Raw genomic sequence first — 23,198 nt, forward strand, 5'->3', positions numbered from 1 at the left:
GGCAATCCCGACCCATTCTGGTGTACCCCAATCTAACCGGAGGGATTGTACCGCAAGCCGCCATTGTGGCAACCGGAAATTCAGCCTCTCTTGTTTTGGAATAGGCGTAACAACTTTAAAAATAGTAACACCAACAAACTGCCATGTAGACATAAATCAAATATATCAATGGGTTTTGTCAATGTACCCTGAATTAAAAACTGCAGTTTTTCCCACAAATGGGGCTGGGGTTTTAACGGAGCCAGGCCCAGCAAAACCGCCGCAATCGTTAGCGGTAATAAAGGAATCTTGTCAAGCCAACGCATGAAGCCACCTCTTTTTCATTAATAAACAAAGGATTACAAAATACTCCGCCGCTCTTCACTGATACGGTGAAAATTATCTGAAACAAGGTATAATGGGCGGTTTTCCAATGCTGGGAATGCGAACAATAAAAAAATATAACGTGATGCTCGATTGGCGATTACCGTCATTGACGCACCGCTGTTGTAATAGAAGCATGAATAGCATTACGCATTCTACATCATATTATTAACGCTATTATGACCCCGCGCCGAAATCGGTAGCGAAGGGATCATTATGGGGACAGGATTCTAGTTTCATGATTGATAGTGCACAAGATAAATTTCTTAGAAGCCGCGTTAAATTGTTGGGAACCCTGGTGGGTGACGTGGTTCGCAGCCAGGAAGGCGAAGAAGTCTTTAATGCCATTGAGTCCTTACGTACCGGGTTTATTCAATTACGGTCCGAAGACAACCCTGCGGAACGCAAGCGCTTAAATGAGATCATAGAGAAACTATCACCGCAGCAGCTGAGCCATGTCGTCCGCGCCTTCAGCAGCTACTTCAACCTGTTGAATATTGCCGAAGAAGCCCATTTACACAGCGCCCGCAAAGCCGAATCTATGGAAAGCGGACCCAATTGGGTAGGATCCTATACCCACACCTTACGTCAATTACATCAAGATAATGTCAGTGCCGAACAATTGCAGCTGATCCTGAACAAACTGGCATATATTCCGGTTATGACTGCCCATCCTACCGAATCCAAACGCCGCACCATTCGTGATGCACTGCGCCGGATTTCTGTCGCTAACAACTGCCTGGATGAAAACGCACAGAGTAAAATCGATTATGAAAACTGCTTGAGTGAGTTAAAGGCACAAATTCAAACCTTATGGAAAACCGACGAAGTACGGTCCAGCCGTCCCAGTGTACGCGACGAAATTACTTACGGACTGGATTATTTTGATGAATGCTTGTTCGAAGCGGTCCCGAAAACGTTTCGCAATTTGGAATACGCCATTGGTACCGTTTATGGCGATGCGGCAGCCGCAATCACCGTACCCAGTTTTCTGCGCTTCGGCTCCTGGATTGGCGGCGACCGAGACGGCAACCCCAATGTAAAACCCGAAACCACGGTGATGGCGGTTCGACTGCAATCCCGCGCCGTGTTATCGGAGTACTCCAAACGTCTAAACGACCTCATTGGCACCCTGACCCACTCCAGCAAGCTGTGCACTCCAAGCCAAGAACTGATGGAGAGCCTGGAAGCAGATCGAAAATACTACCAGAGAGCGTTCTCTTCCAAACCGGAACGGTTCGAGAACGAACCGTACCGACGCAAACTGGTCATCATACGAACTCGCATTAAGCACAATTTGCTGGAAATACGAGACTTACTGGATGGCCGCACAGAAACCCGCCCACGGGTGGAAGAATACAAATATCGCAACGAAAACGAGTTTCTCAGCGATCTCAAGCTGATCCATGCATCTCTGCACGGTCACGGCGATGGCGCTACCGCCGACAAAGAATTAAAAGACCTGATCCGCCTGGTGGAATGCTTTGGTTTCTTTTTGCTGCATTTGGACGTGCGTCAGGAGTCCACCCGCCACAGTGACGCCGTCACCGAACTGTATCAACAGCAAGGAATCGACTACAACAGTTTGGACGAAACTCAGCGCTTGAGCCTGCTGGCGCAAACCATTGGGGAACCGGCCAGTCACATTGATAAATCGCAGCTGTCAGAATTGACTCAGGAAACTCTGGCCGTCTTCGATGTCATGGCGCAAATGCGTCGCGAAGTCAGTCCCAATTGTTTCGGCAGTTATGTCATATCCATGACCCACGCTGCCAGCCATGTCATGGAAGTGATGGCGCTGGCGCACCAAGCCGGCATGGTAGGCAAGAATGACAATGGCTGGTTCTGCGACTTAACGGTGGCTCCGCTGTTTGAAACCATAGAAGATCTGGCGCATATTGAACCGGTTATGTCCGACTTACTGGACAACACAACCTATGCGTCCTTATTGCAAAGCGCAGGTAATTTACAGGAAGTGATGCTGGGATACTCAGATTCCTGCAAAGACGGCGGTATAGTAGCTGCAGCCTGGAATTTATATGAGGCACAAAAACGGGTCACTCAATTGACGCTTTCCAAGGGCGTACAATGCCGTTTGTTCCATGGCCGCGGTGGTACCATCGGTCGTGGCGGCGGCCCTACTCACGAATCCATTTTGTCCCAACCCGAAGGCACCGTTAACGGGCAGATCAAGTTCACTGAACAAGGCGAAGTTCTGTCGTTCAAATACAGCACAGTGGACACCTCGGTCTATGAACTGGGCATGGGTATTACCGGCCTGATGAAGGCCAGCTGTAACTTAATAAGACCGACCCGCATCGAAAACCCGGATTTCCTGCGCTATATGAAATCCCTGGCCGATATGGGTGAAAACGCCTATCGCACGCTAACGGACAAAACGCCGGGCTTTTTGGATTACTTTTATGAAGCCACACCGGTAAATGAAATCGGATTGATGAATATCGGTTCACGTCCCTCGCACCGACGCAAAGCGGACCGCTCCAAATCCTCAGTACGTGCTATCGCCTGGGTTTTTGGCTGGGCCCAATCTCGTCATACCTTGCCGGCCTGGTTCGGCATCGGCACCGCATTGGAAACCTGTCGGCAAAAAGATCCGCAGTGCGAACAAAAACTCAAAGACATGTACAACCACTGGCCTTTTTTCCGCTCCATGTTGAGCAACACCCAGATGGCCTTGTTTAAAGCCGAACCCGGCATTGCCAAAGAGTACGCCACACTGTGCGAAGATGAAGCCACCGGCACCAGCGTCTACCAAATCTTTGTCGATGAATACTACCGAACGGTCAAACAGGTATTGGAAATCAGCGGCGCAGACTCTCTTCTGCAAGAAACCCCCACCCTGGCGTTGTCACTGAGTCGACGCGATCCGTATCTGGACCCATTAAACCATATCCAAATCACCTTGCTAAAACGCTTCCGCGATGAATCCCTTAGCGAGGAAGAAAAAGAGAAATGGTTACACCCGCTGCTGCGTTCCATCAACGGAATTGCTGCGGGCATGAGAAATACCGGCTAAGATTTATATATCAAAACACAGAAAATTGCTTGGTAAAACTCCACCGGGTTGGGCAACTAACCCGGTTACAACAAAGATAATTTCACATTATCTATAAGCCGTGCAGGCCCCAACCAAGCGGCGGCCAATACAACCAAATCGGTGGATTGTGTATCGGGGAGACCGAGGTCTTCTTGTTGACGAATACTCACATATTCGGGTTTGAGTCCGGCATCGTTTAAGCGTTGCATGCCTTCTTTTTCCAAGGTTTCATAGTTACGCGAACCTTGCGAGAGTTGCTCTTGAATATGGCTCAGCATTTGGTAAATGACTGCGGCGGTTTGTTTTTGTTGTGGTGACAGATACTGGTTACGGGAACTGAGCGCCAGGCCATTGCTTTCACGCACCGTGGGCACACCATGAATGTCGATAGGAAAACACAAATCCTTAACCATACGCCGAATAATTGTCAGCTGTTGAAAGTCTTTCTCACCGAAATAAGCCACATCCGGCTCCACCAGATGGAACAGCTTGGCCACCACCGTAGTCACACCGGCAAAATGATCCGGGCGAAACTCACCACAAAGAATATCGGACAGATTCGGTACGACGACCTTGGTAACCTGCGCCAAGTCTCCCGGATAGATTTCCCGAACATCCGGTGCAAATAAAAAATTGACATCGTGTTGTGTCAGCAGGTTTTGGTCCTGTTCCAGCGTGCGCGGATAGGATTCAAAATCCGTCCCCGGGGCAAATTGCAATGGATTAACAAAAATACTTACCACCACTTTATGGCCGGCTTTTTTGGCCTGACGCACTAACTCCAAATGCCCTTCATGCAAATTACCCATCGTCGGCACACAAGCTACCGTATGATTGTGGGCTTTCATGTCTCGAACCATGACGTGTAAGGTTTGAACGTCGGTAATTAATTGCATGATGACCGTATACCCTGTAACTGCCCTAAAGTGATTACCTTCTCGAAACTAACATCCGGAACCTATTTAAAACAGTGCTCCGGCGCTGGATACTCGCCACTTTTCACCTGCCGAATGTAGTTTTCCACCGCAGCCTGCACACTGTCGCAACCTTGCAGAAAATTCTTGGCAAAACGCGGGCGCAATCCTTGGGTCAATCCCAGGATATCCTGTAACACCAACACCTGCCCGTCACAATGGGGACCGGCTCCAATGCCAATAGTGGGAATCTCCAGGCATTCCGTTATCTGCTGCCCCAAAGACGCAGGGACACATTCCATTAATAAGATATCCGCCCCGGCATCCTGCAAACGCTGGGCATGTTCCAGTAATTGTGCCGCAGCGGCTTGATCTCGACCCTGCACTCGATAGCCGCCCAGTTTGTATACCGATTGCGGCAACAATCCTATATGGGCACACACGGGAATACCATAACGTGACAAGGCCACTATGCTGTCCAGAATGCGAGCATCGCCCTCCAGTTTCACCATGTGAGCATGACCTTCCTGCATAATGCGTCCGGCGTTTTCCAGGGCCTGCTCCGTCGAGGTATAACTCAAAAAAGGCATATCGGTCATGAGCAAAGCCGTTTGTGAACCCCGTTTCACCGCTTGGGTGTGGTATACCATATGATCCATCGACACGGGCAAAGTACTTTCCTGCCCCTGAATCACCATCCCCAGTGAATCCCCCACCAACAACACTTCAATGCCTGCCGCTTCCAGGACTTGCGCAAACGTGGCATCGTAGGCTGTTAAGCAGGTAAACTTCTCTCCGTTCTGCTTCATGGCGCGTAGCGTAGCCAAAGTGACGGGGGTTACGGGTTTTTTCTGAGATTGTTCTGACACGGTCTTCTCTGTTTGTGGCCTTGGAATATATAGTCTTGGAATTTCGGTTTCTGTATCTACCTTTTGACACTGGAATCAGGATATTGGTTTCGCAACCATGAAACGTCAGGAATCAAACGGTAATGGATTAAAGTACTGACGCCCACTGCGGGTATGCAATATACGCTGTAATAGCAATTCATATTCCGCATCATTGTTCACCAGATCGATATCTGCCGCATTGACAATTAACAAGGGTGTATCGGAATAGTAATGAAAGAATCGCGTATACGTATCCGCTAATCCCTCGAGATACTCCGGATCCATAGACTGTTCAACTCGGCGACCGCGATTCTGCACTCGTGAAATCAATACATTGACCGGTGCTTGTAAATAAATCACCAAATCGGGCTTGGGCGCATCCAAGGTCAGATTGGAATACACTTGATCGTATAGTTGCAACTCGTGATCGTCCAGAGTCAGCTCAGCAAAGAGCCGGTCTTTTTCCATCATAAAATCCGCCACAATGACCGGGGTGAACATATCGGCCTGACGCAGCTCCTGCAGTTGGCGCGCCCGTTGAAACAAAAAAAACAGCTGTGTGGGCAGTGCGCCTTGTTTGGGGTCTTGGTAAAAACGTTCCAAAAATGGATTCTCTTCAGCAGCCTCCAGCAAAGTTTGCGCCTGTAAACTTTCCGCAAGACGTTTGGTGAGACTGGTTTTACCAACCCCGATGGGCCCTTCCACCACAATGTAGCGAGGGGTTTCACTCTGACTCATACTGCAAAACCCTGTTGTCCAAAGAAATACGCTTATGCCTCAAGGTGTTGTTATTGGTCTGAGGCATCCCCGACTTCCCGCAACTTTACCAGATCGCCCTTAGCACAACCAGCGATTAAGCCGGCCAAAGGCCCCAAACCGGGCACTTGTAAACCGGGTGATATCTCCTGCAGGGGATATAGTACGAAATTTCGCTGCCCCAAACCCGGATGGGGTATACATAGATTCTCTGTGTTTATTATTTGATCGCCATAGAGCAAAATATCCAAATCCAGGGTTCTGGCGGTCCAACGTTGACCATCCCGGCGGCGACCGTGTCGCTGCTCCAAATCTTGTAGCTGAACGAGCAAATCGAAAGGACTGAGGCGAGTGCGCAATGCTGCAACTGCGTTCACGTAATCGGGTTGATCTTGTGGCCCCATGGGCGAACTGCCATAGAGACTGGAAACCGTTTCCAGCTTACAATGGGCCAGACTTGCCAGCTCATCCATTGCACTCTGCAACTGTCGGACCGGTTGGTTTAAGTTACTCCCAAGACCAATAAAACAAAGGGCGTTCACAGCTTTCGTGGTTGAGCGATTCAGGGTTTTCTTTTACGCCGCCGCCGCCGCCGCGGGGGTTGAAACTGGCGCGCCATTTCTTCACGACGCGACTCCGGCTCCTGCTGAAACTCGGTCCACCATTGAGCCAACTCCTGCAAATCCGACTCCCCGGATTGATTTCGCAGCAGCAAAAAGTCATAGGCCGCCCGAAAGCGGGATTGTTCCAAAACCCGAAAAGCTCGACGCCCGGCACGATTGGCCAGCTTTAATTGAAAACTCCAAATTTCCCGGGACTGCAAGCTGAACCGCTTGGGAATAAACACATGCTCGCATTGATCCCGTACCACATCAGAACCGGCTACTGTATACGCCTGCATCAAACTCATCCCGCTGGTTTGCAAGCGCAGGGCCATCACCCGCACCGGTTCCCACAATAAAATCGCAAACAAAAACGCCGGAGTGACGGGCTTGCCTTCGGCGATGCGCTTGTCGGTATTGATCAATCCATTACGAATCAGTTGATACACAGAATTGCCTTGATAATCCTGCGATGTAACACCACTGACATCACCCAGCAAAGCAAAGGTCTGCGGAAATAACGGTGCAAATAAACCATAGTGCAAACTCAAATCAAAAGCCCTGGCACCATTACCACTCATAAACAACTTCAAAACCTCTTCAAACAAACGCGGTGGCGCCACGGCATTGAGCTTGGATGCCAACTTTTCAATGGGGGCTTCTGTTGCCGCCGCCAAGGTAAAGTTGAGCTTGGAGGCGAAACGAATTGCACGCAGCATGCGAACGGGATCTTCCACATAGCGCTGTTCCGGATCACCGATGATACGAATCATTTTGGCTTTGAGGTCTTCAAAACCACCGGTGTAATCCACTACCGTGGAATTACGCACGTCAAAATAAAGGGAGTTAATAGTAAAGTCGCGGCGCCAGGCATCCTGCTCCATATTACCAAAGACGTTGTCACGAACAATCATGCCGTTTTCCACCAAGGCGTGATCACCTTCCGGATCGTCAATCTCGGAATGATGCCCCCGAAACGTTGCCACCTCTATAATTTCGCGTCCAAAACGCACGTGCAACAAGCGAAATCGACGACCGATAAGACGGCTGTTCTTGAATTCTCGATGAGCCTGCTCCGGCAAGGCATTTGTGGCAATATCAAAATCCTTGGGCACTTCACCTAATATCAGGTCGCGCACCCCGCCCCCCACAATATAGGCGTCGTAATGGGCTTGATGCAAACGATGCAATACCTTCAATGCGGAGTTACTTATGTGATTCAACACAACCTCATGAGATTCCTGAGGGAGAATCAGCGGCTTGTGGGAAAATTCTTCTGCTTTTGTTTTCAACGGCGTAACAAATATGTCGCAACAAATCGCCTTCTAGTGCACAAGGCAAATTTATCCTTAAATAAATCCAAGCTATGGGCTGGCAGCTTGGCCCTAGGTTCCTTCATTCCCTTATTCCCCAGGTTGGGGTTTGGGCTGTTGAGCGCATTCAGTGTCCAACGACTTCTTTCCTGCAACATCAGCCACTTAGGTTTATTGTTCTTCCAGACCAACTATAGACTATTCTACCGCAAAGTGAATCTCAGAACGACGTCCTTGGACGCAAAATGTGGGCAAAGCGCACAAGAACACACCTGTCTTTTCGCTTTATTCACAATAATCGACTATTTTTAGTAGGGGTCTGTCGATTGACTTCATAACTAAAAAGGAGCATTCATGGTTCAGTACTCTGAAAAGCGAGACTATTTTCGAATCAATACCGATGCAGAGCTCACTTATCGTCAGACCGGCCAATCTGAAACGCACCAAGGTCGCTGTATTAACTTAAGCGGTGCCGGAGTTCTGTTCAGCGCCCACACTGACTACGCACCGGGGACCATCCTGGATATCAACCTCACCCCTGAAAAAATTCTGGTGGCACCGTTTAATGCCATAATCGAGGTATTACGCACCGAAGCCGCAGATGATGAAAGCTACCTTATCGCCGGCCGTTTTACCGAAACCCATTGACAACTGCCCGCCCTAAGGCGACGCATCCTCGTAACGCAATATATCGCCACTGACCAAGCGCTGTCCTTTACCTAATATTTCTCCAACGGCAAAACCCGGTTGCACCGATTTGATCAACACCGTTGCCACCGGTAACTCCTGTGCCCCGAGCCAATGTCCGGCTCGGGCATTGAATACCGCAGCACCTTGCTGATAAGCGGTAAAACGATGTCCGGCTTTAACCCGCGCCGCGGCACCACTGTCAATAAAGACCTGAGCCCCCTGCACCTGCACCACGCGGGTGGAAAACGGCAACTCACGCAGGTTTTGATCCAAACGACTAACCAATTGCAGCAGAATCTTGTTGATTTCCTGACCTACCGGCGCAGCAAAAAATTTATCCGCCATCACCGGTGTACTCAAGGGAAAATCAAAGGGACGATCCACCCATACCGAAGCATTAAAACGATGCCGCTGTAACCGCAATCCGGAAATACCATCCCAAAGCTGTACTTCCAACTCCACATGCCGAACAGTAATGTAGAGCGCATGTGCGGTTTTACCCATGTCCCTTACCGTACCCGTCAGCAGAAACTGCACCCCCAGCTCCCGCGCCAATTGCGACATCATTTCCGTTTCACTCACACCCAAGCCCTCGAAGGCTTGTGCGGATTGCGACAACAGATAGGAAGTTGCATCTACGGTGCGGTACGCCCCGGTACGATCCAAACGCTGCAACAACTCTTTTGCCAGCAAAACCTCCAGATCCGGCATATCATGAATTTGCAGACGATCTGCAATCTGAAACTGCGTCACTGCCAGGGACCGTCTCAAACCATCGTTTACAGCTAAAGCCGTAGAACCGGAAGCAGGCTCTCTATTGTCACCATGCAATCGCAGCGCCGCTGAATTCGCCGTTGCATTGGCCAATAGCGGCGCCGCCATAGTGGCCGTTTTACTGTCCTCAACCTGCGCCCGAATCAACACCGTATAAATCCTGTTCGCTGCATCTATCCATTCATCCAGAACTTGCAGTTTGCGTACAGACGCCATCGCTCGCACACTGACCTTATCACTTACCAGGGAATGGTCTTCCATATCGCTGCGCGACTGCACCACCGCATGTTGCTGTAAGGCGGCCTGGGCCATGGCGTCTTCTATGGCCTGTTTACGTGCGGCCACTTTTCCAGACGGGCCAATCACCGCCTGCCCCTTAACTTCAACAATGGTGACATCAGCAGCAACGGTGACATCGGTGGCGCTCTGTGCATGCACTGACCAAACCGAAACCAAACACAGGTACACCACCCACTGTCCCGGGAAAATCCCTATCCTCTGCAATAACATGCTCTCCCTATTCACTATCGGCTACCTGCTAAAGTAAAAGGAATTGCGTGAGGAAATGGGCGCGTCTTTGGAAGACTTTGAATCCGATGATTTCGTCTGAGCCGATTCATCTTCATCCACGTCATCCTCCGTTAAATGCCTTGCAGTAAATTCACGGCTTAAAAAGTCCGCCCCCATGAAAGACGAAGGCAATGCCTGATCGGCTCGCCCCATCTGCCCCATACAGTGTTTGTGTGCCGGGCGCAAAAAAGGCAGCACCCGATTGAGGAAATTTTGGTTTACTTCCATTTCCAAGGTGGTCTTGTAATTCCCGCTCGTCTGCGGCTCAATACTCACCACGCGTGCACCGCGCACATAACTGTCCACCACAGTGCGATAACGGTCCTGCTCCACCACCATATCGCTCAACGATGTTGCGCCCCAAATGCGTAACCCCCCCACCATTTCCGCCATTACTCGATAGGCATCAATTTTGGATGCCCGCTGAGTTAACAAGGAACGTTGCGCCTCAGGAAAGTAATATCGAGGCTGAGCACCGAAACCCACAGCCGACACTTTAATCCGGTCGACCTTTTCGCCGCTGGGCTTGGACTCAAAGTAAAAGGTATTTTCCAGGTCCGCCAACAACTGATCGCAACTCACAATCCCCTTTAGAGTCCCTGGAGGCAGCGCAAGGTTACCCCCTTGCACTCGGGATTTTGCAGTAACAGAACCGCGCTCACCAACGGCGTTAGTGTTCAAATCCGATACTCGATTGCTGAAAGGAATCGCATCACCAACATAGCCTTCTTCCTGCTGCGGGTTCATGGCAGCGGATGTATGCGGATCCGCGTAGTTATTGCTATTGAAATTGGGAAACAAACGGCAAGCACTCAATGCCAGGAGCGCAAACACCAACAAGTTCCATCTTATCAATCGGGTTCTCATCCAAAATCCTGTCTCATCCTTGACTCAGCAATGATATTGCACAATCGGCACCAATTTTGCTCTGCTATTCAGCAACACCAGGGAAATGCAACAAAGGATTGACAAACCCATGATTGGGCGCGCAAAACTCCAAAAAACACAGTTAAAGCGAAAGGGATTGATCACGCTGGTCCTGCTGTTGTGTTGCCTCAATGGGCAAAGTTTTGCCGGTACATTGTTAGATAAATGTTACAGACAGCCCAGTCTGGTGCCACCACCGTTCAGCCCTACCCGCACGCTGTATGTATTCATCGACCAAACCACAAACTTAAATCAAAACATGAAAGACAGCATCACGAACCTGGTGACCCAATGGGGTTCACAAGGAGAAAACGTGAAAATCACCCGGTTCTCCGCCAACATCAAAGGCCAGTACTCCGAACTGGTCTTTGACGAAGTGGGCAATAACCAACCCAGCGAAGCCTACTTGTTTCATATCCGCCCCGGTCCCAAAAGACGTCTGCTGAAATGCTTGCGCGAACGTGATAAATTATTTGATCAGAAATTAAAAAAAGCCTTAGACAAAACTCTAAAGCTCACCAATGACAAATTGCCCAAAACCAATTTATTACACGCCCTAAAAGACTTTGCTCGGCAAATCGTTAAGGACGACAAGACCAAAGACAAAACCGTACTACTGGTCAGCGATGGCCTGGAAAACAGCAACTTGCTCAGCTTCCATCAAAGAGGCAGAATCCGCATTATCAACTCCAGGCGCGCCTTACAACAAGCACGACGCAACAAACTCATCCCCAAGTGGAACCAAGCTACCGTCTACATGCTCGGCCTGGGCCACATCTCCGACAAAAATTTCTACGCCAGCCCCAGAGTTATCAACCCACTCAAAACCTTTTGGAAAAACTACTTCAAAGAAGGCGACGCCATAGTACACCCATACAGCCTGGGTACGCCGATGATATTGAGGAAGTCGTTGTTATAACCGCGTATGTTGCGATTCAATCCATTCGCCCCCAACGCAATGCGGTTGGGGAATACCCATTCAGGTCGGCCCATCTAACAGTAACCTAAGCATGAAATTGCGATACAGGAGCAAGTTGGTATCCACAGTTGAAACTAAATTGTAGTTACTGCATCTAACCATCAATTAAATGGTGTAAGCAGTGATGAACAAACTACTGATCGCAGGGTTTATTTCTTGTTTTTGGGGAAACGCTGTAGCGGGCCAGGCGCGCCTGGAGCAGGATATTGCTGCGAATAAACCCATCGTTATTCAGCTTTCGGTGGCTTTAGCGGATAATAAAAACCAATGGATTGTCCCGGTGCCCGCTGCCATTGGTAACGGACAGGATGCCAAACACAATCTCTATTGGGGCGCCCGATACGGGGTAAAGACTTACTTACAACGTGATGGTGGTTGGAAAACAGTAGCTTTACCGGATCCCGGTGACAAACGTATCTTGGAACGCCGTGTATTGCACAAACTCTTCAATCGCAACGATAAAATCATCGATGTTTATCTGGTTGCCGATGCTTGGGACGGCCGTTTCATCAGCGACACAATTAAGCAGTTCCTGCGCTATAACGGTGGTCATGACAACATTACTGTCAACGCCAATGGAACGAAGATCAAAGCCGGTGGCAAAGCCCATTTAATCGCTTACATCGGCCACAATGCTTTAATGGACTACGGTGGCGCGAAGGCCTGGCTCAATGAAACACCTGTAGCCTCCCACTCAAACCCGGATAATGATGCCATTGTACTGGCTTGTAAAAGCGGACCCTATTTCTCATCGCAACTGGAAAAGCTAAACGCCAAACCGTTGTTAATGACCACCGGCCTGATGGCCCCGGAAGCCTACTCTCTGGATGCTGCTATCAAACGCTGGATAGCCGGTGACACGGATCAGAATATCCGTAAAGCGGCAGCGGCGAGTTACCACGCTTACCAAAAAACCGGCGTACGTGCCGCACAGCGTTTGTTTGGTTTGCCTTAGCTGTTCCTACATTCGTAACTTACGGTAAGTTATTGCAGTACCGTTTTACTTGTTATGGGTCGCAAAAATGGCTTATGGATTTGCTATTGACCTCTCGCCCAATCCACTCAGGATCTTTTTCCGGCATGGCTTCACTGCTGATCAGCTTCACCTGCGGCATGTTGTTTGATTCTACAAACTTATAGACGTGTCTGACGGATCTTTTGTAATCGCCAAGCTCAAGAAACTCATCCGTTTCAACAACCGCTTCTTTAACGCCGTCTCCGTCACAATCACGATAGTGCAATTTCCCAAAATCCGCACCCACCGTTTCGCCCATAATTATTGAAGGGTCAGAACGCATAACCGGCGTAAATGTCACGTAACGATCATTGGCACCGGGGACATCTTCAATAAATATCACTTGTTTGAACGGGCCTTTGTTGTGCTCCTGAATAGAATAGAGGGCGATCGGCACAAGGATTGGTATAGAAAGTACCCCGGCAACGATATGCAGTTTTCGCATGACTGTATTCCTCTAGGCCGCTGGTGGTTTAAGGTAAGACAGCACAAACGCTTAGTCGCCAAGGAAGGCATGAATTTGCGTTTATCTTACTATACAAAAAAGCCCCTGAGTTCGGGGCTTTTTTGTATCACATGCTGAATTATTTTCAGAACGGAATATCATCATCAAAATCATCAAAACCGGCCGGGGCGCCTTGCGACTGGGCGGCGGGGGCATTGTTTTGAGCGTTGTTTTGAGAGTTGGACTGGGATGCAGGACGATTGTTGTCAAACGGTGCTCCGCCTGCGGCACCGCCGCGGCTGTCCAGCATTTGCATTTCGTTGGCAACAATTTCCGTCGTATAACGGTCCTGACCGCTTTGGTCTTGCCATTTACGCGTTTGCAGTTTGCCTTCTATGTACACCTTGGAACCTTTTTTCAAATACTCTCCGGCAATTTCCGCCAAGCGACGAAAGAACACCACGCGATGCCATTCGGTCCGTTCCACTTGTTCGCCATTTTTGTCTTTCCATGATTCGCTGGTGGCCACACTAATATTCGTTACGGCCTCACCACTGGGCATGTACTTTACTTCCGGGTCGTTGCCTAGATTGCCGATCAGTATGACTTTATTAATACCGCGTGCCATGAATTATCTCCTCATCTTTAGAATGTTTGCCCTGTTACGCCGGAATGGCAGAAAACCGTTTCAAGGCTTCCCGATCCAAAGCGTGCAGATCCACTTTTAAATAGGCAATGCCGTCCTCTACCACCACTACCGCTTCGGCCACACCGGTTACAGCCGTAAGCTCCGTTACCAAATGTCGTGCACTGACTTCATCCACTTCACCCACGTTAATCAGATGACTGCTCAGGTAACGCGGGTTCTGCATGGTGATCGCCAGGGAAAACCAAAGCATAGCCAATATAGTGCAAAAACCAAACACTACGGTCACCCCAAATGCGCCGTAGAGCCAACCACCGGCCATACCGCCAAAAAAAGCGCCGATAAACTGGGAACTGGAAAACGCTCCCATGGCGGTCCCTTTCAGGTCCGGTTGTGACATTTTAGCCACCAATGACGGTAAAGTCGCCTCCAGAACGTTGAAGGCTACAAAAAATACAAATAGGCCGAACACCATACCCGCCAGGGAGTCGGACAGCAACATAAAAACGCACTCAGCCATGGCCAGGGTCAGTATGGCGGCCCCAAAGACTTGGCGCATTTTGCGCTTTTTCTCGGCAATAACTACAAATGGCACCATGATCGTCAATGATAACAGCATAACGGGCAGGTATACCGTCCAGTGAGACTCGGCGGCCAGGTGGACGGAATCGCGCAGCTCCAAAGGCAGGACCACAAATGTGGCCGTCAACATCATATGCAAAAGAAACACGCCCATGTCCAGGCGCAATAATTGGGGGTTTTTCAGTACCACGCCCAGCTGTTGTGGTGCCGTCATGGCATCGCGATGAAAGGTGCTTTTCACAGGAGTCGGCACTACCCATATGACCCCCGCAATGGCCATCACAGACAAGAGCGCTGTCAGCCAGAAGATACCTTGCACGCCAATCCATTGATCCAACACCGGCCCCAGCACCAAAGACGCGGTGAAAGCCAGCCCGATGCTCATACCGATAATGGCCATAGCCGAAAGACGATTCTCCTCGCGGGTCAGGTCTGCGGTCAAGGCCATGACTGTCGCGGCGATGGCCCCGGCCCCCTGTAGCGCGCGTCCAAACACAATTACCAGCAAACTGTCTGCACTGGCTGCCACCACACTGCCTGCCGCAAAAATAAGCAAACCCATGACAATCACCGGTTTGCGCCCGATTCGATCGGACAACATGCCGTAAGGAATTTGAAAAATAGCCTGAGTCAGGCCATAAATACCAATGGCCAGCCCTATTAACCACGGTGTGGCATCCGGTAGATCATGAGCGAACATGGAAAATACCGGCAATATCATAAACAAACCCATCATTCTCAGGGCGTAAATTCCTGCCAAGGAAAAAACCGCTTTGCGCTCAGATGCATTCATACCGGTGGATTGCTGCTGTTTCTTTGTCATGGAGGGTCTTATTTCCGTTTACCGTTGTTTTTTGTAAGTATTCCTTAGTTTTTTTGCCATGCACATGCAAAACGACGTATATTAGCAGGTTACTTTAGCGGCGAAAACGAGCATGGACAAAATTCGGATCCAAGGGGCCAGAACCCACAACTTAAAAAACATTAATGTGGAGTTACCCCGAGATAAACTCATTGTCATCACGGGTTTATCCGGTTCTGGCAAATCCTCCCTGGCTTTTGACACTATTTACGCCGAAGGCCAGCGTCGTTACGTGGAATCACTGTCCAGTTACGCACGGCAGTTTTTGTCTATGATGGAAAAACCGGATGTGGACCATATCGAAGGTCTGTCCCCCGCCATTTCCATTGAACAAAAGTCCACATCCCACAATCCCCGTTCTACGGTTGGGACCATCACCGAGATTTACGATTATTTACGCCTTCTGTTTGCCCGTGCCGGTACACCACGCTGTCCGGAGCACGACGTGGCCTTGGAGGCGCAAACCGTCAGTCAAATGGTTGATCAAGTCCTGAGCCTGCCGGAAGGCAGTAAAGTGATGCTGCTGTCACCCATGATCCGCGACCGCAAAGGTGAGCATTTGGCGATATTCCATGAAATTCGCAGCCAAGGCTTCGTACGGGCGCGAGTAGACGGCATACTCTGTGAAATGGACCAGGTCCCGGAATTGGACCCGCACAAAAAACACAGCATCGAGGTGGTGGTGGACCGGTTTAAGATTCGCCCCGATCTGAAACAGCGTTTGGCCGATTCTTTCGAAACCGCTCTGACCTTAAGCAATGGCATTGCGTATTTGGCGTCCATGGATGAGGATAAAGGCAAAACACAAGACCTGGTGTTTTCTTCCCAGTATGCCTGCCCCCACTGTGGCTATTCCATTGCCGAATTAGAACCGCGTCTGTTCTCCTTTAACAACCCGGCAGGCGCTTGCGGCAGTTGCGATGGTTTGGGTGTAAAACAGTTTTTCGATCCGGCGCGGGTAGTGTTGCACCCGGAACTGAGCCTGCCCGGCGGCGCTGTACGCGGTTGGGACCGGCGCAATGCCTATTATTACTCGCTGATTCAGTCCCTGGCCAAACATTATCAATTTGATGAAGACACCCCCTTTCACGACTTACCCGGGAATATTCAAAACATTGTGTTATACGGCAGCGGTAAAACAAAAATCGAATTTGAATACGGCAGCAGTAATGGCAAGACCAGCCGAAACCACCCCTTTGAGGGCGTTATCCCCAATATGGAACGGCGCTATAAAGAAACCGATTCCAATGTGGTGAGAGAGGAACTGGCCAAATACCTCAACAGCCAGCGTTGTCCCGATTGCAGCGGCACTCGTCTCAATACTGCGGCCCGGCACGTTTTTGTCGCCGAACAAACTCTGCCGCTTATTTCTGCCATGCCCATTGGTGAGGCACAGAACTTTTTTGCGCAGTTGAGCCTGAGCGGCCACAAAGGTGAAGTGGCAAAAAAAATCGTCAACGAAATTTCCCAGCGCATTAACTTTCTGGTCAATGTGGGACTGGATTATTTGACCTTTAATCGTAGCGCTGAAACCCTCTCCGGCGGTGAAGCGCAACGCATTCGCCTCGCCAGCCAGATTGGCGCCGGTCTGGTGGGTGTTATGTATGTGTTGGACGAGCCATCCATCGGCCTGCATCAACGGGATAACCAGCGTTTGCTGGATACCTTGCGTCATCTGCGCGATATGGGCAACACGGTCATTGTGGTGGAACACGACGAAGACGCCATTCACAGCGCTGACCATGTCGTGGATATTGGCCCCGGTGCCGGAGTACACGGAGGTAAAATCGTGGCCCAAGGCACGCCGCAACAGGTTGCCGCCACACCTGAGTCACTCACCGGTCAATACTTGTCCCGCACCCGAAAAATTCAAGTACCCAAGCAACGTACCCCGACAGACCCGGCGCGCATGCTGAGCATCCAAGGGGCCAGTGGCAATAACCTCAAGCAAGTGAGCGTGGATATCCCCATTGGCTTGATGAGCGCTATCACCGGCGTTTCAGGCTCGGGCAAATCCACCCTCATCAACGATACCCTGTATCGCTACGCCGCCAAGGTACTTAACAACAACCCCAACGACCCGGCCCCGTTTGAAGGCATCACCAATATTGACCAATTTGACAAGGTGGTGGATATAGACCAAAGCCCCATCGGCCGTACCCCCCGCTCCAACCCGGCAACCTATGCCGGGCTTTTCACTTCCATTCGCGATTTATTCGCGGGCACCAAAGAAGCACGGGCACGCGGTTACTCCGCCGGACGATTTAGCTTCAATGTCAAAGGCGGGCGCTGCGAAGCCTGTAAAGGTGATGGCCTGATTAAGGTTGAAATGCATTTTCTGCCGGATATTTACGTACCCTGTGACGTTTGTAAGGGTAAGCGTTACAACCGTGAAACCTTGGAGGTCAAATACAAAGGCTGTAATATTTACCAAGTACTGGAAATGACAGTGGAGGATGCGCGCGAGTTTTTTGATGCCATTCCGGCCGTATCCCGCAAGCTGCAAACCTTAATGGAAGTGGGTTTGAGTTATATTAAACTGGGCCAAAGCGCCACTACACTGTCGGGAGGTGAAGCGCAACGCATTAAGTTGGCGCGAGAGCTGTCCAAACGAGACACTGGCGATACCCTGTACATACTTGACGAACCCACCACCGGTCTGCATTTCCATGATATTGAGCTGTTGCTTGATGTCTTACATCGCTTACGTGACCATGGCAACACCATTGTGGTTATTGAACACAATCTGGACGTCATTAAAACGGCAGACTGGATTATTGACCTGGGACCGGAAGGCGGCGACAAAGGCGGCTGCATTGTCACCACCGGTACCCCGGAACAAGTAGCGCAGCATGCTTTGTCCTACACCGGACAGTTCCTAAAGCCGCTACTGGAATAAAATTGCTTATAAACATTGTTGTGACACAATAAAGGACAAACTCGCATTGGACCACAAACAGTCATTCCCCAATCTTCCCGAAGCCTTTGCGATTATTTTTGTATTATTTGTGCTGCAGATTACTCTGGGCGCATTCTTATATGACGCCGGTTATCAGTTTGAAGCGGGTGACCCCTTATACTCCCTGTTTGTACTGCTTATTTCCATGGGTACCGTTCTATCGGTGATCATGCATTATAAAAAACTGAGTTATACCCGCTTGTTTAACCAATCCGGCTCTTCCTGGCAAAGCATTGCCCTGGTACTAAGTCCTCCCCTGTTCCTCATTGCGGCAGGATCTGTTGTATGGATTTCCGATTTAGCGTCTATAGTCATTTACTTTGTACCCATGTCGGAGCAGGACATGGACATGTTCAAACGGGTGTTCACCGGAGGTGTCACATCCTTTCTGCTCATTTGCATCATTGCTCCTCTGATTGAGGAAATGCTGTTTCGAGGCATTATCTTGCGCGGACTGCTGAATGATTACCCCCCAATGCTTGCGGTGGCACTATCCGCCTTGCTGTTTGCTTTGTATCATTTAAATATTTACCAGTTTCCGGTGGCGCTGATTGTGGGCGGAGTCAGCGGCTGGCTGTATGTGATGACTCGCTCTTTATGGCCCAGTGTTATGCTGCACAGCTTTTACAACACCATTTCCTATACTCTATTTTTACTCTCTGGAGCCGACCCTTTACTGGAAACGGGAGAAGTACAATTCCACGGTGTAGCAGAGCTGGGCCTGAGTATTTGCGTCACCTTGACTGGGTTTTACTTATTAAAACGCATATTATTGAAACCTTAACTTAGCAATGCCTGCGTTTGAACTGACGGGATAAAAAGATGAGCTTGGAAAAACTGGCCAATTATTGGGATAGTCTGAATCAATGGGAACAAAGCCTGACGGCAGCTGTTCTCATGTTAGTGGCATTCATTCTGATTCGATTTGTTTTGCTCAATAAAATAGGTCGTCTGGCGGAAAAAACCAACAATGACCTGGATGATCGTCTGATCCATTTTCTCAAACAATTTCTATGGCTCATAGGCTTGTTCGTTGCGACTGCTGTCATTTTAAAAATTAATCATATTGAGATATCACCTCTGCTGGCCGGCGCCGGTATTTTTGGCGTTGCCTTGGGTTTTGCCGCCAAAGAAACCATTGCTGACATTCTCTCGGGCATATTCCTCATTGCAGACCGCCCCATCCGGGTGGGAGACCGGGTAAAAATAGAAAACATCGGCAGACATTGGGGCGCATGGGGCGACATCACCAACATAGGGTTACGCCGCACGCGCATACGCAATACCGATGGCGTCATTGTGAATTATCCCAATTCCCTTCTATCCAATTCTGTCATCAGCAACTTCTCATTTGAAGAACACCCCCTGCGGGTACGGGTGCGTTTTCAAGTGGCTTACCATGCCGATATCGACCAAGTAAGGCAGTTGGTCATCCCCTGCATCCATGCCGTTCCCGGCGTCGTTGCCGATACAGCAGAGATGGTTACACGCTCACTGTGGGATGACAGCCGGGGGCATCTGCTTTCAGGAATATTATTGGAAGCGCGCTATCGCATAGAAAATATTCGTAAACGCACGGCGGTTCGATCTCAAGTGCTGGAAAATATTGTGTCACAGTTACAACAACACAATATTCCCATGGCTGCGCACCCGGTGCAAATCAGTCACAGCACACCCGAATCCACTTCAAACAGCAACACACTGCCGGAGTAGAATATCGCTTACAGATCCAGCTCCTGCACTTTGCCCCTGGCAAGTGCGTTATTTTATGTTATTGGAATAATCCGTATAATGTCCCGGAATGACACTCAACTATCTACACTCCAATACTCAATCCATGTCATCAACCCGTGAAAGGCCTTTGAATGAGCGCAAACGTCCTTAAACCCGAATTGTATTTCATTACCACAGAACCCTACTATGAACCCATAGGCGATGAAGTAAAGATTTTTCAAGCGGCCTATAGACGCCAACTACCGGTGTTACTTAAAGGCCCTACGGGATGTGGCAAAACCCGCTTTATGGAATATATGGCCTGGTTACTGAAAAAACCTCTGATTACCGTGTCCTGCCACGATGATTTAACCGCATCAGACCTGGTGGGCCGGTATCTCATTAAGGGTGGCGAAACCGTCTGGATGGATGGCCCACTGGCCAGCGCCGTGCGCAGCGGTGCTATATGCTATCTGGATGAAATTGTGGAAGCCCGTAAGGACACCATGGTGGTTATTCACCCCCTGGCCGATGATCGTCGGGTTCTGCCTATAGAGAAATTGGGGGAACTGGTAGAAGCCGGTGATGATTTCTGCCTGGCCATCTCCTATAACCCCGGTTATCAAAGCGTGCTGAAAGACCTGAAACAAAGCACCCGACAAAGGTTTGTGGCTTTGGAATTTGATTATCCTAATGAGGCATTGGAGACACAAATTGTCAGCAAGGAAACCGGCGTAGGTCCATCCCAGGCTGCCAAGCTGGTGAAATTCGCAGCTATGACGCGTAATCTCAAGGGCAGTGGTTTGGAAGAAGGCGCCAGTACCCGTTTGTTAGTACACGCAGCAAATTTGATGGTCGAAGGCATAGAGCCGGTGGTAGCCTGCCATAGTGCGATAGCTCAGGCATTGACCGACGATCCTGAAATGCTTGCCGCCATCAATGAATTATCCTCTTCCTTGTTTTAAACCGCTGTGAAAAACACTCCCGGACAAAAAACGCCCTTAACGGCACAACACATTGAAGCCTTGCTGGATCGTTGCCTGGACGTGGAGTTTTCCTTCATCAAGACGGAAACACCGGCACGCATTCTGGCGCAATTGGAACAGGAACAACAAGCTTACATCCTCAGCTGGGTACAGCGAGTGGCGGGTACCAATATTCAACTGGCCTATCAGTTTATCACCCATGCCATCGACGCATTGGAACATCTGAACAAATCCACGGTGGAAACCTGGGCTTTGCACGCCATGGATACCTACGATAAAACCGGACTGCATGCGGCATTGGAAGTGATTCGCAATGTGGACAACTTTGTTGAATTGGACCGTATTCGCAAGACCGGTGTCAGTTTTGAAGATCGTTCAGTGGTATTACAGCATTTCATCCATGGACTGTCCGGGCGCAAGTTGAATTTAAAAACCAGTCTGCATAGCCACACCGACACCGAAACCTTGTATGTACCCGAACTCATCAGCACCATGGATGACAAAGACAGCAATTTTCTGCTGTACAAAGCCAGCGTGGCACTGTTGTGGGCCCAAACCCGTTTTGGCACCTTTGCTGCCCACATGCCCGCCTTGCTGGATCAACACAAGCAGGACAGTCACTGGCTCCAACTGTTTCACTGCATGGAAACCCTGCGTCTGGAGTCCTGCATTCAAAGGGAATTGCCCGGCCTGTATCGTAGCATGACCGACATCAAAAGCCGCATAGGACACCAACTACCACCGCAATGGCTAGCCATTGCCGCCCGGTTGAGCCAAGCGAATACAGGCACGGCTTTGGTATTCCGCCTGAGCCGGGAACATTTAGGTAATCTGTCGCCCTATGAACCCCTACCTTATCAAGGTATTCTGGATCCGGAAAAAGCCATCGCCTGCATTGATGCACGCCTGCAGCGGGAAAAAGCACGCTTGCGTACAGCCTTATTTAAATTGCAGCAGGAACTGGGCAAACCCCAACAACAACCCCAACAACAACCGCAACAAGAACAACAAGCACCGCCTCAGTTTCAAAACAAAACCCACGAAAACAATCCGCAGGACTTGGATGTGGAAATCACTCTGGATGATCAACCGGTGCAACCCCCGGAGTCAGTCAAGGCCCTGCTCAGTTCCATTCAACAGGATCTGGGGGAAATACCGGATGAATACCTGGTGCCCGCCGGTCCGGGTGAATACGATCCCGCCCTGCTTACTGACCGGGAAGCCGATCCCAGTGATGTGTGGAAGGGTACTTATCATGAAGAAGGCGCCTTTCTTTACAATGAATGGGACTACCGTCGGCAACACTACCGCAAAAATTGGTGTGCCGTACGCGAACTGGAACTCACACCCCGCTTTGACCACTTTGCCCGGGACACGCTGAACAAATACAGTGGCCTGATAAAACATTTACGCCGAACCTTTGAGGCCCTGCGTGACGAGCACCGCAATCTCAAGCGTCAAAGCCACGGTGAGAATATTGATTTGGATGCAGTGGTGGAGGCTCTCGCCGACTGTAAAGACGGACGCGAAATGTCTGAGCATTTGTTTAGCCGAATGCACCGGGTGGAACGCAATATCGCCGTTTGTTTTATGGTGGATATGAGCGGCTCCACCAAAGGCTGGATTAACGATGCCGAACGTGAGTCGTTACTGTTGCTGTGTGAAACTCTGGAAACATTGGGCGACCGTTATGCCATATACGGATTTTCCGGCATGGCACGCAAACGCTGCGAGATTTACAAAATCAAGCAATTCCACGAACCCTACAACAATGAAATCAAAGGCCGCATCAGCGCGATCGAACCCAAAGATTACACCCGCATGGGTTTTGCCATTCGCCACCTGGGTCAAGTGCTCAATACCATAGAGGCCCGCACTCGAATCTTAATCGCCTTGTCCGACGGCAAACCGGATGACTACGACAATTATCGTGGAGAATACGGTATTGAGGATACCCGTCGCGCCCTTATGGAAGTCCGTCGCAGCGGCATTCACCCTTACTGTATTACCATAGACAAGGAAGCCAAAGACTATTTACCGCATATGTATGGCCCGGCGGCCTACACAGTGATTGACGAGGTGAGCAAATTACCAATGAAAGTCTCTGATATTTATCGACGTTTGACCACTTAGCAAGGTTGCTACCTGGCAGTT

At 49.9% G+C, this 23,198-nt stretch carries 20 protein-coding genes; 9 read left to right on the forward strand and 11 right to left on the reverse strand.

Translation table 11 applies throughout. The features are described from left to right. Nucleotides 1–80: 80 nt before the first annotated feature. On the reverse strand, nucleotides 81–305 hold the full coding sequence (locus OEY58_06985) for an RND transporter (protein ID MDH5325191.1): 225 nt from the start codon (nucleotides 303–305) through the stop codon (nucleotides 81–83). 296 nt (nucleotides 306–601) lie between these two features. Here OEY58_06985 and ppc point away from each other — a divergent pair, with 296 nt between their 5' ends. Further along, nucleotides 602–3,400 (forward strand): phosphoenolpyruvate carboxylase, encoded by a 2,799-nt coding sequence (gene ppc / locus OEY58_06990; GenBank protein ID MDH5325192.1) that lies wholly within the window; start codon nucleotides 602–604, stop codon nucleotides 3,398–3,400. Nucleotides 3,401–3,465: 65 nt separating this feature from the next. On the opposite strand, the gene panC is transcribed toward ppc, so the two are convergent. From panC to pcnB, 5 genes are all read right to left on the reverse strand, one after another. Next, nucleotides 3,466–4,317, reverse strand: a complete 852-nt coding sequence (gene panC, locus OEY58_06995) for a pantoate--beta-alanine ligase (GenBank protein MDH5325193.1) — start codon at nucleotides 4,315–4,317, stop codon at nucleotides 3,466–3,468. Between the two features lie 62 nt (nucleotides 4,318–4,379). Continuing rightward, on the reverse strand, nucleotides 4,380–5,204 hold the full coding sequence (gene panB, locus OEY58_07000; GenBank protein MDH5325194.1) for a 3-methyl-2-oxobutanoate hydroxymethyltransferase: 825 nt from the start codon (nucleotides 5,202–5,204) through the stop codon (nucleotides 4,380–4,382). 105 nt (nucleotides 5,205–5,309) lie between these two features. Further along, entirely contained in the window at nucleotides 5,310–5,963 is a 654-nt protein-coding gene (locus OEY58_07005) for a deoxynucleoside kinase (GenBank protein ID MDH5325195.1), read from the reverse strand. 50 nt (nucleotides 5,964–6,013) lie between these two features. Continuing rightward, nucleotides 6,014–6,523 carry a 2-amino-4-hydroxy-6-hydroxymethyldihydropteridine diphosphokinase gene (gene folK / locus OEY58_07010; protein ID MDH5325196.1) on the reverse strand — a complete coding sequence of 170 codons (510 nt, stop codon included), beginning with the start codon at nucleotides 6,521–6,523 and terminating at the stop codon, nucleotides 6,014–6,016. A 20-nt stretch (nucleotides 6,524–6,543) separates the two neighbouring features. Beyond that, a complete protein-coding gene (gene pcnB / locus OEY58_07015) occupies nucleotides 6,544–7,875 on the reverse strand; it encodes a polynucleotide adenylyltransferase PcnB (GenBank protein ID MDH5325197.1) in 1,332 nt (443 codons plus the stop codon). A 375-nt stretch (nucleotides 7,876–8,250) separates the two neighbouring features. On the opposite strand from pcnB, the gene OEY58_07020 reads away from it, so the two are divergent. Then, nucleotides 8,251–8,544 (forward strand): PilZ domain-containing protein, encoded by a 294-nt coding sequence (locus OEY58_07020; GenBank protein ID MDH5325198.1) that lies wholly within the window; start codon nucleotides 8,251–8,253, stop codon nucleotides 8,542–8,544. A gap of 12 nt (nucleotides 8,545–8,556) precedes the next feature. Here the strand turns inward: OEY58_07020 and OEY58_07025 are convergent, their stop codons facing one another. Together OEY58_07025 and OEY58_07030 are read right to left on the reverse strand one after the other, a co-directional pair. After that, the gene (locus tag OEY58_07025; protein MDH5325199.1) at nucleotides 8,557–9,870 is read right to left on the reverse strand and encodes a flagellar assembly protein T N-terminal domain-containing protein; all 1,314 of its coding nucleotides are present in this window, start codon (nucleotides 9,868–9,870) and stop codon (nucleotides 8,557–8,559) included. Nucleotides 9,871–9,891: 21 nt separating this feature from the next. Next, nucleotides 9,892–10,797, reverse strand: coding sequence for a hypothetical protein (locus OEY58_07030; GenBank protein MDH5325200.1), 906 nt, complete (start codon nucleotides 10,795–10,797; stop codon nucleotides 9,892–9,894). Between the two features lie 85 nt (nucleotides 10,798–10,882). On the opposite strand from OEY58_07030, the gene OEY58_07035 reads away from it, so the two are divergent. Continuing rightward, the gene (locus OEY58_07035; GenBank protein ID MDH5325201.1) at nucleotides 10,883–11,776 is read left to right on the forward strand and encodes a hypothetical protein; all 894 of its coding nucleotides are present in this window, start codon (nucleotides 10,883–10,885) and stop codon (nucleotides 11,774–11,776) included. Between the two features lie 184 nt (nucleotides 11,777–11,960). After that, nucleotides 11,961–12,791 carry a hypothetical protein gene (locus OEY58_07040; GenBank protein ID MDH5325202.1) on the forward strand — a complete coding sequence of 277 codons (831 nt, stop codon included), beginning with the start codon at nucleotides 11,961–11,963 and terminating at the stop codon, nucleotides 12,789–12,791. Between the two features lie 52 nt (nucleotides 12,792–12,843). On the opposite strand, the gene OEY58_07045 is transcribed toward OEY58_07040, so the two are convergent. The 3 genes from OEY58_07045 to OEY58_07055 all read right to left on the reverse strand — a co-directional run bounded on the left by OEY58_07045 (nucleotide 12,844) and on the right by OEY58_07055 (nucleotide 15,347). Continuing rightward, entirely contained in the window at nucleotides 12,844–13,296 is a 453-nt protein-coding gene (locus OEY58_07045) for a hypothetical protein (protein MDH5325203.1), read from the reverse strand. Nucleotides 13,297–13,441: 145 nt separating this feature from the next. Beyond that, a complete protein-coding gene (gene ssb / locus OEY58_07050; GenBank protein ID MDH5325204.1) occupies nucleotides 13,442–13,924 on the reverse strand; it encodes a single-stranded DNA-binding protein in 483 nt (160 codons plus the stop codon). Between the two features lie 34 nt (nucleotides 13,925–13,958). Continuing rightward, on the reverse strand, nucleotides 13,959–15,347 hold the full coding sequence (locus OEY58_07055) for an MFS transporter (protein MDH5325205.1): 1,389 nt from the start codon (nucleotides 15,345–15,347) through the stop codon (nucleotides 13,959–13,961). 112 nt (nucleotides 15,348–15,459) lie between these two features. On the opposite strand from OEY58_07055, the gene uvrA reads away from it, so the two are divergent. From uvrA to OEY58_07080, 5 genes are all read left to right on the forward strand, one after another. Beyond that, nucleotides 15,460–18,285, forward strand: coding sequence for an excinuclease ABC subunit UvrA (gene uvrA / locus OEY58_07060; GenBank protein ID MDH5325206.1), 2,826 nt, complete (start codon nucleotides 15,460–15,462; stop codon nucleotides 18,283–18,285). Nucleotides 18,286–18,331: 46 nt separating this feature from the next. Continuing rightward, nucleotides 18,332–19,129 (forward strand): CPBP family intramembrane metalloprotease, encoded by a 798-nt coding sequence (locus OEY58_07065; protein ID MDH5325207.1) that lies wholly within the window; start codon nucleotides 18,332–18,334, stop codon nucleotides 19,127–19,129. Nucleotides 19,130–19,167: 38 nt separating this feature from the next. After that, complete coding sequence (locus tag OEY58_07070; GenBank protein MDH5325208.1) at nucleotides 19,168–20,058, forward strand: mechanosensitive ion channel family protein; 891 nt, start codon at nucleotides 19,168–19,170, stop codon at nucleotides 20,056–20,058. Nucleotides 20,059–20,210: 152 nt separating this feature from the next. Next, complete coding sequence (locus OEY58_07075) at nucleotides 20,211–21,023, forward strand: CbbQ/NirQ/NorQ/GpvN family protein (protein MDH5325209.1); 813 nt, start codon at nucleotides 20,211–20,213, stop codon at nucleotides 21,021–21,023. Nucleotides 21,024–21,029: 6 nt separating this feature from the next. Continuing rightward, nucleotides 21,030–23,177: a nitric oxide reductase activation protein gene (locus OEY58_07080; GenBank protein ID MDH5325210.1), complete on the forward strand. Its 2,148-nt coding sequence runs from the start codon at nucleotides 21,030–21,032 to the stop codon at nucleotides 23,175–23,177. Nucleotides 23,178–23,198 lie beyond the last annotated feature (21 nt).

The organism is Gammaproteobacteria bacterium (assembly GCA_029882975.1).
Taxonomy (GTDB): Bacteria; Pseudomonadota; Gammaproteobacteria; order SZUA-152; family SZUA-152; genus JAJDNG01.

What these genes read in the sequence shown, in the direction of transcription:
- OEY58_06985 (MDH5325191.1), bottom strand. Translation starts at nt 305, where the DNA reads ATGCGTTGGCTTGACAAGATTCCTTTATTACCGCTAACGATTGCGGCG.
- ppc (MDH5325192.1), top strand. Translation starts at nt 602, where the DNA reads ATGATTGATAGTGCACAAGATAAATTTCTTAGAAGCCGCGTTAAATTG.
- panC (MDH5325193.1), bottom strand. Translation starts at nt 4,317, where the DNA reads ATGCAATTAATTACCGACGTTCAAACCTTACACGTCATGGTTCGAGAC.
- OEY58_07005 (MDH5325195.1), bottom strand. Translation starts at nt 5,963, where the DNA reads ATGAGTCAGAGTGAAACCCCTCGCTACATTGTGGTGGAAGGGCCCATC.
- OEY58_07020 (MDH5325198.1), top strand. Translation starts at nt 8,251, where the DNA reads ATGGTTCAGTACTCTGAAAAGCGAGACTATTTTCGAATCAATACCGAT.
- OEY58_07025 (MDH5325199.1), bottom strand. Translation starts at nt 9,870, where the DNA reads ATGTTATTGCAGAGGATAGGGATTTTCCCGGGACAGTGGGTGGTGTAC.
- OEY58_07030 (MDH5325200.1), bottom strand. Translation starts at nt 10,797, where the DNA reads ATGAGAACCCGATTGATAAGATGGAACTTGTTGGTGTTTGCGCTCCTG.
- OEY58_07035 (MDH5325201.1), top strand. Translation starts at nt 10,883, where the DNA reads ATGCAACAAAGGATTGACAAACCCATGATTGGGCGCGCAAAACTCCAA.
- OEY58_07040 (MDH5325202.1), top strand. Translation starts at nt 11,961, where the DNA reads ATGAACAAACTACTGATCGCAGGGTTTATTTCTTGTTTTTGGGGAAAC.
- OEY58_07045 (MDH5325203.1), bottom strand. Translation starts at nt 13,296, where the DNA reads ATGCGAAAACTGCATATCGTTGCCGGGGTACTTTCTATACCAATCCTT.
- ssb (MDH5325204.1), bottom strand. Translation starts at nt 13,924, where the DNA reads ATGGCACGCGGTATTAATAAAGTCATACTGATCGGCAATCTAGGCAAC.
- OEY58_07055 (MDH5325205.1), bottom strand. Translation starts at nt 15,347, where the DNA reads ATGACAAAGAAACAGCAGCAATCCACCGGTATGAATGCATCTGAGCGC.
- uvrA (MDH5325206.1), top strand. Translation starts at nt 15,460, where the DNA reads ATGGACAAAATTCGGATCCAAGGGGCCAGAACCCACAACTTAAAAAAC.
- OEY58_07070 (MDH5325208.1), top strand. Translation starts at nt 19,168, where the DNA reads ATGAGCTTGGAAAAACTGGCCAATTATTGGGATAGTCTGAATCAATGG.
- OEY58_07075 (MDH5325209.1), top strand. Translation starts at nt 20,211, where the DNA reads ATGAGCGCAAACGTCCTTAAACCCGAATTGTATTTCATTACCACAGAA.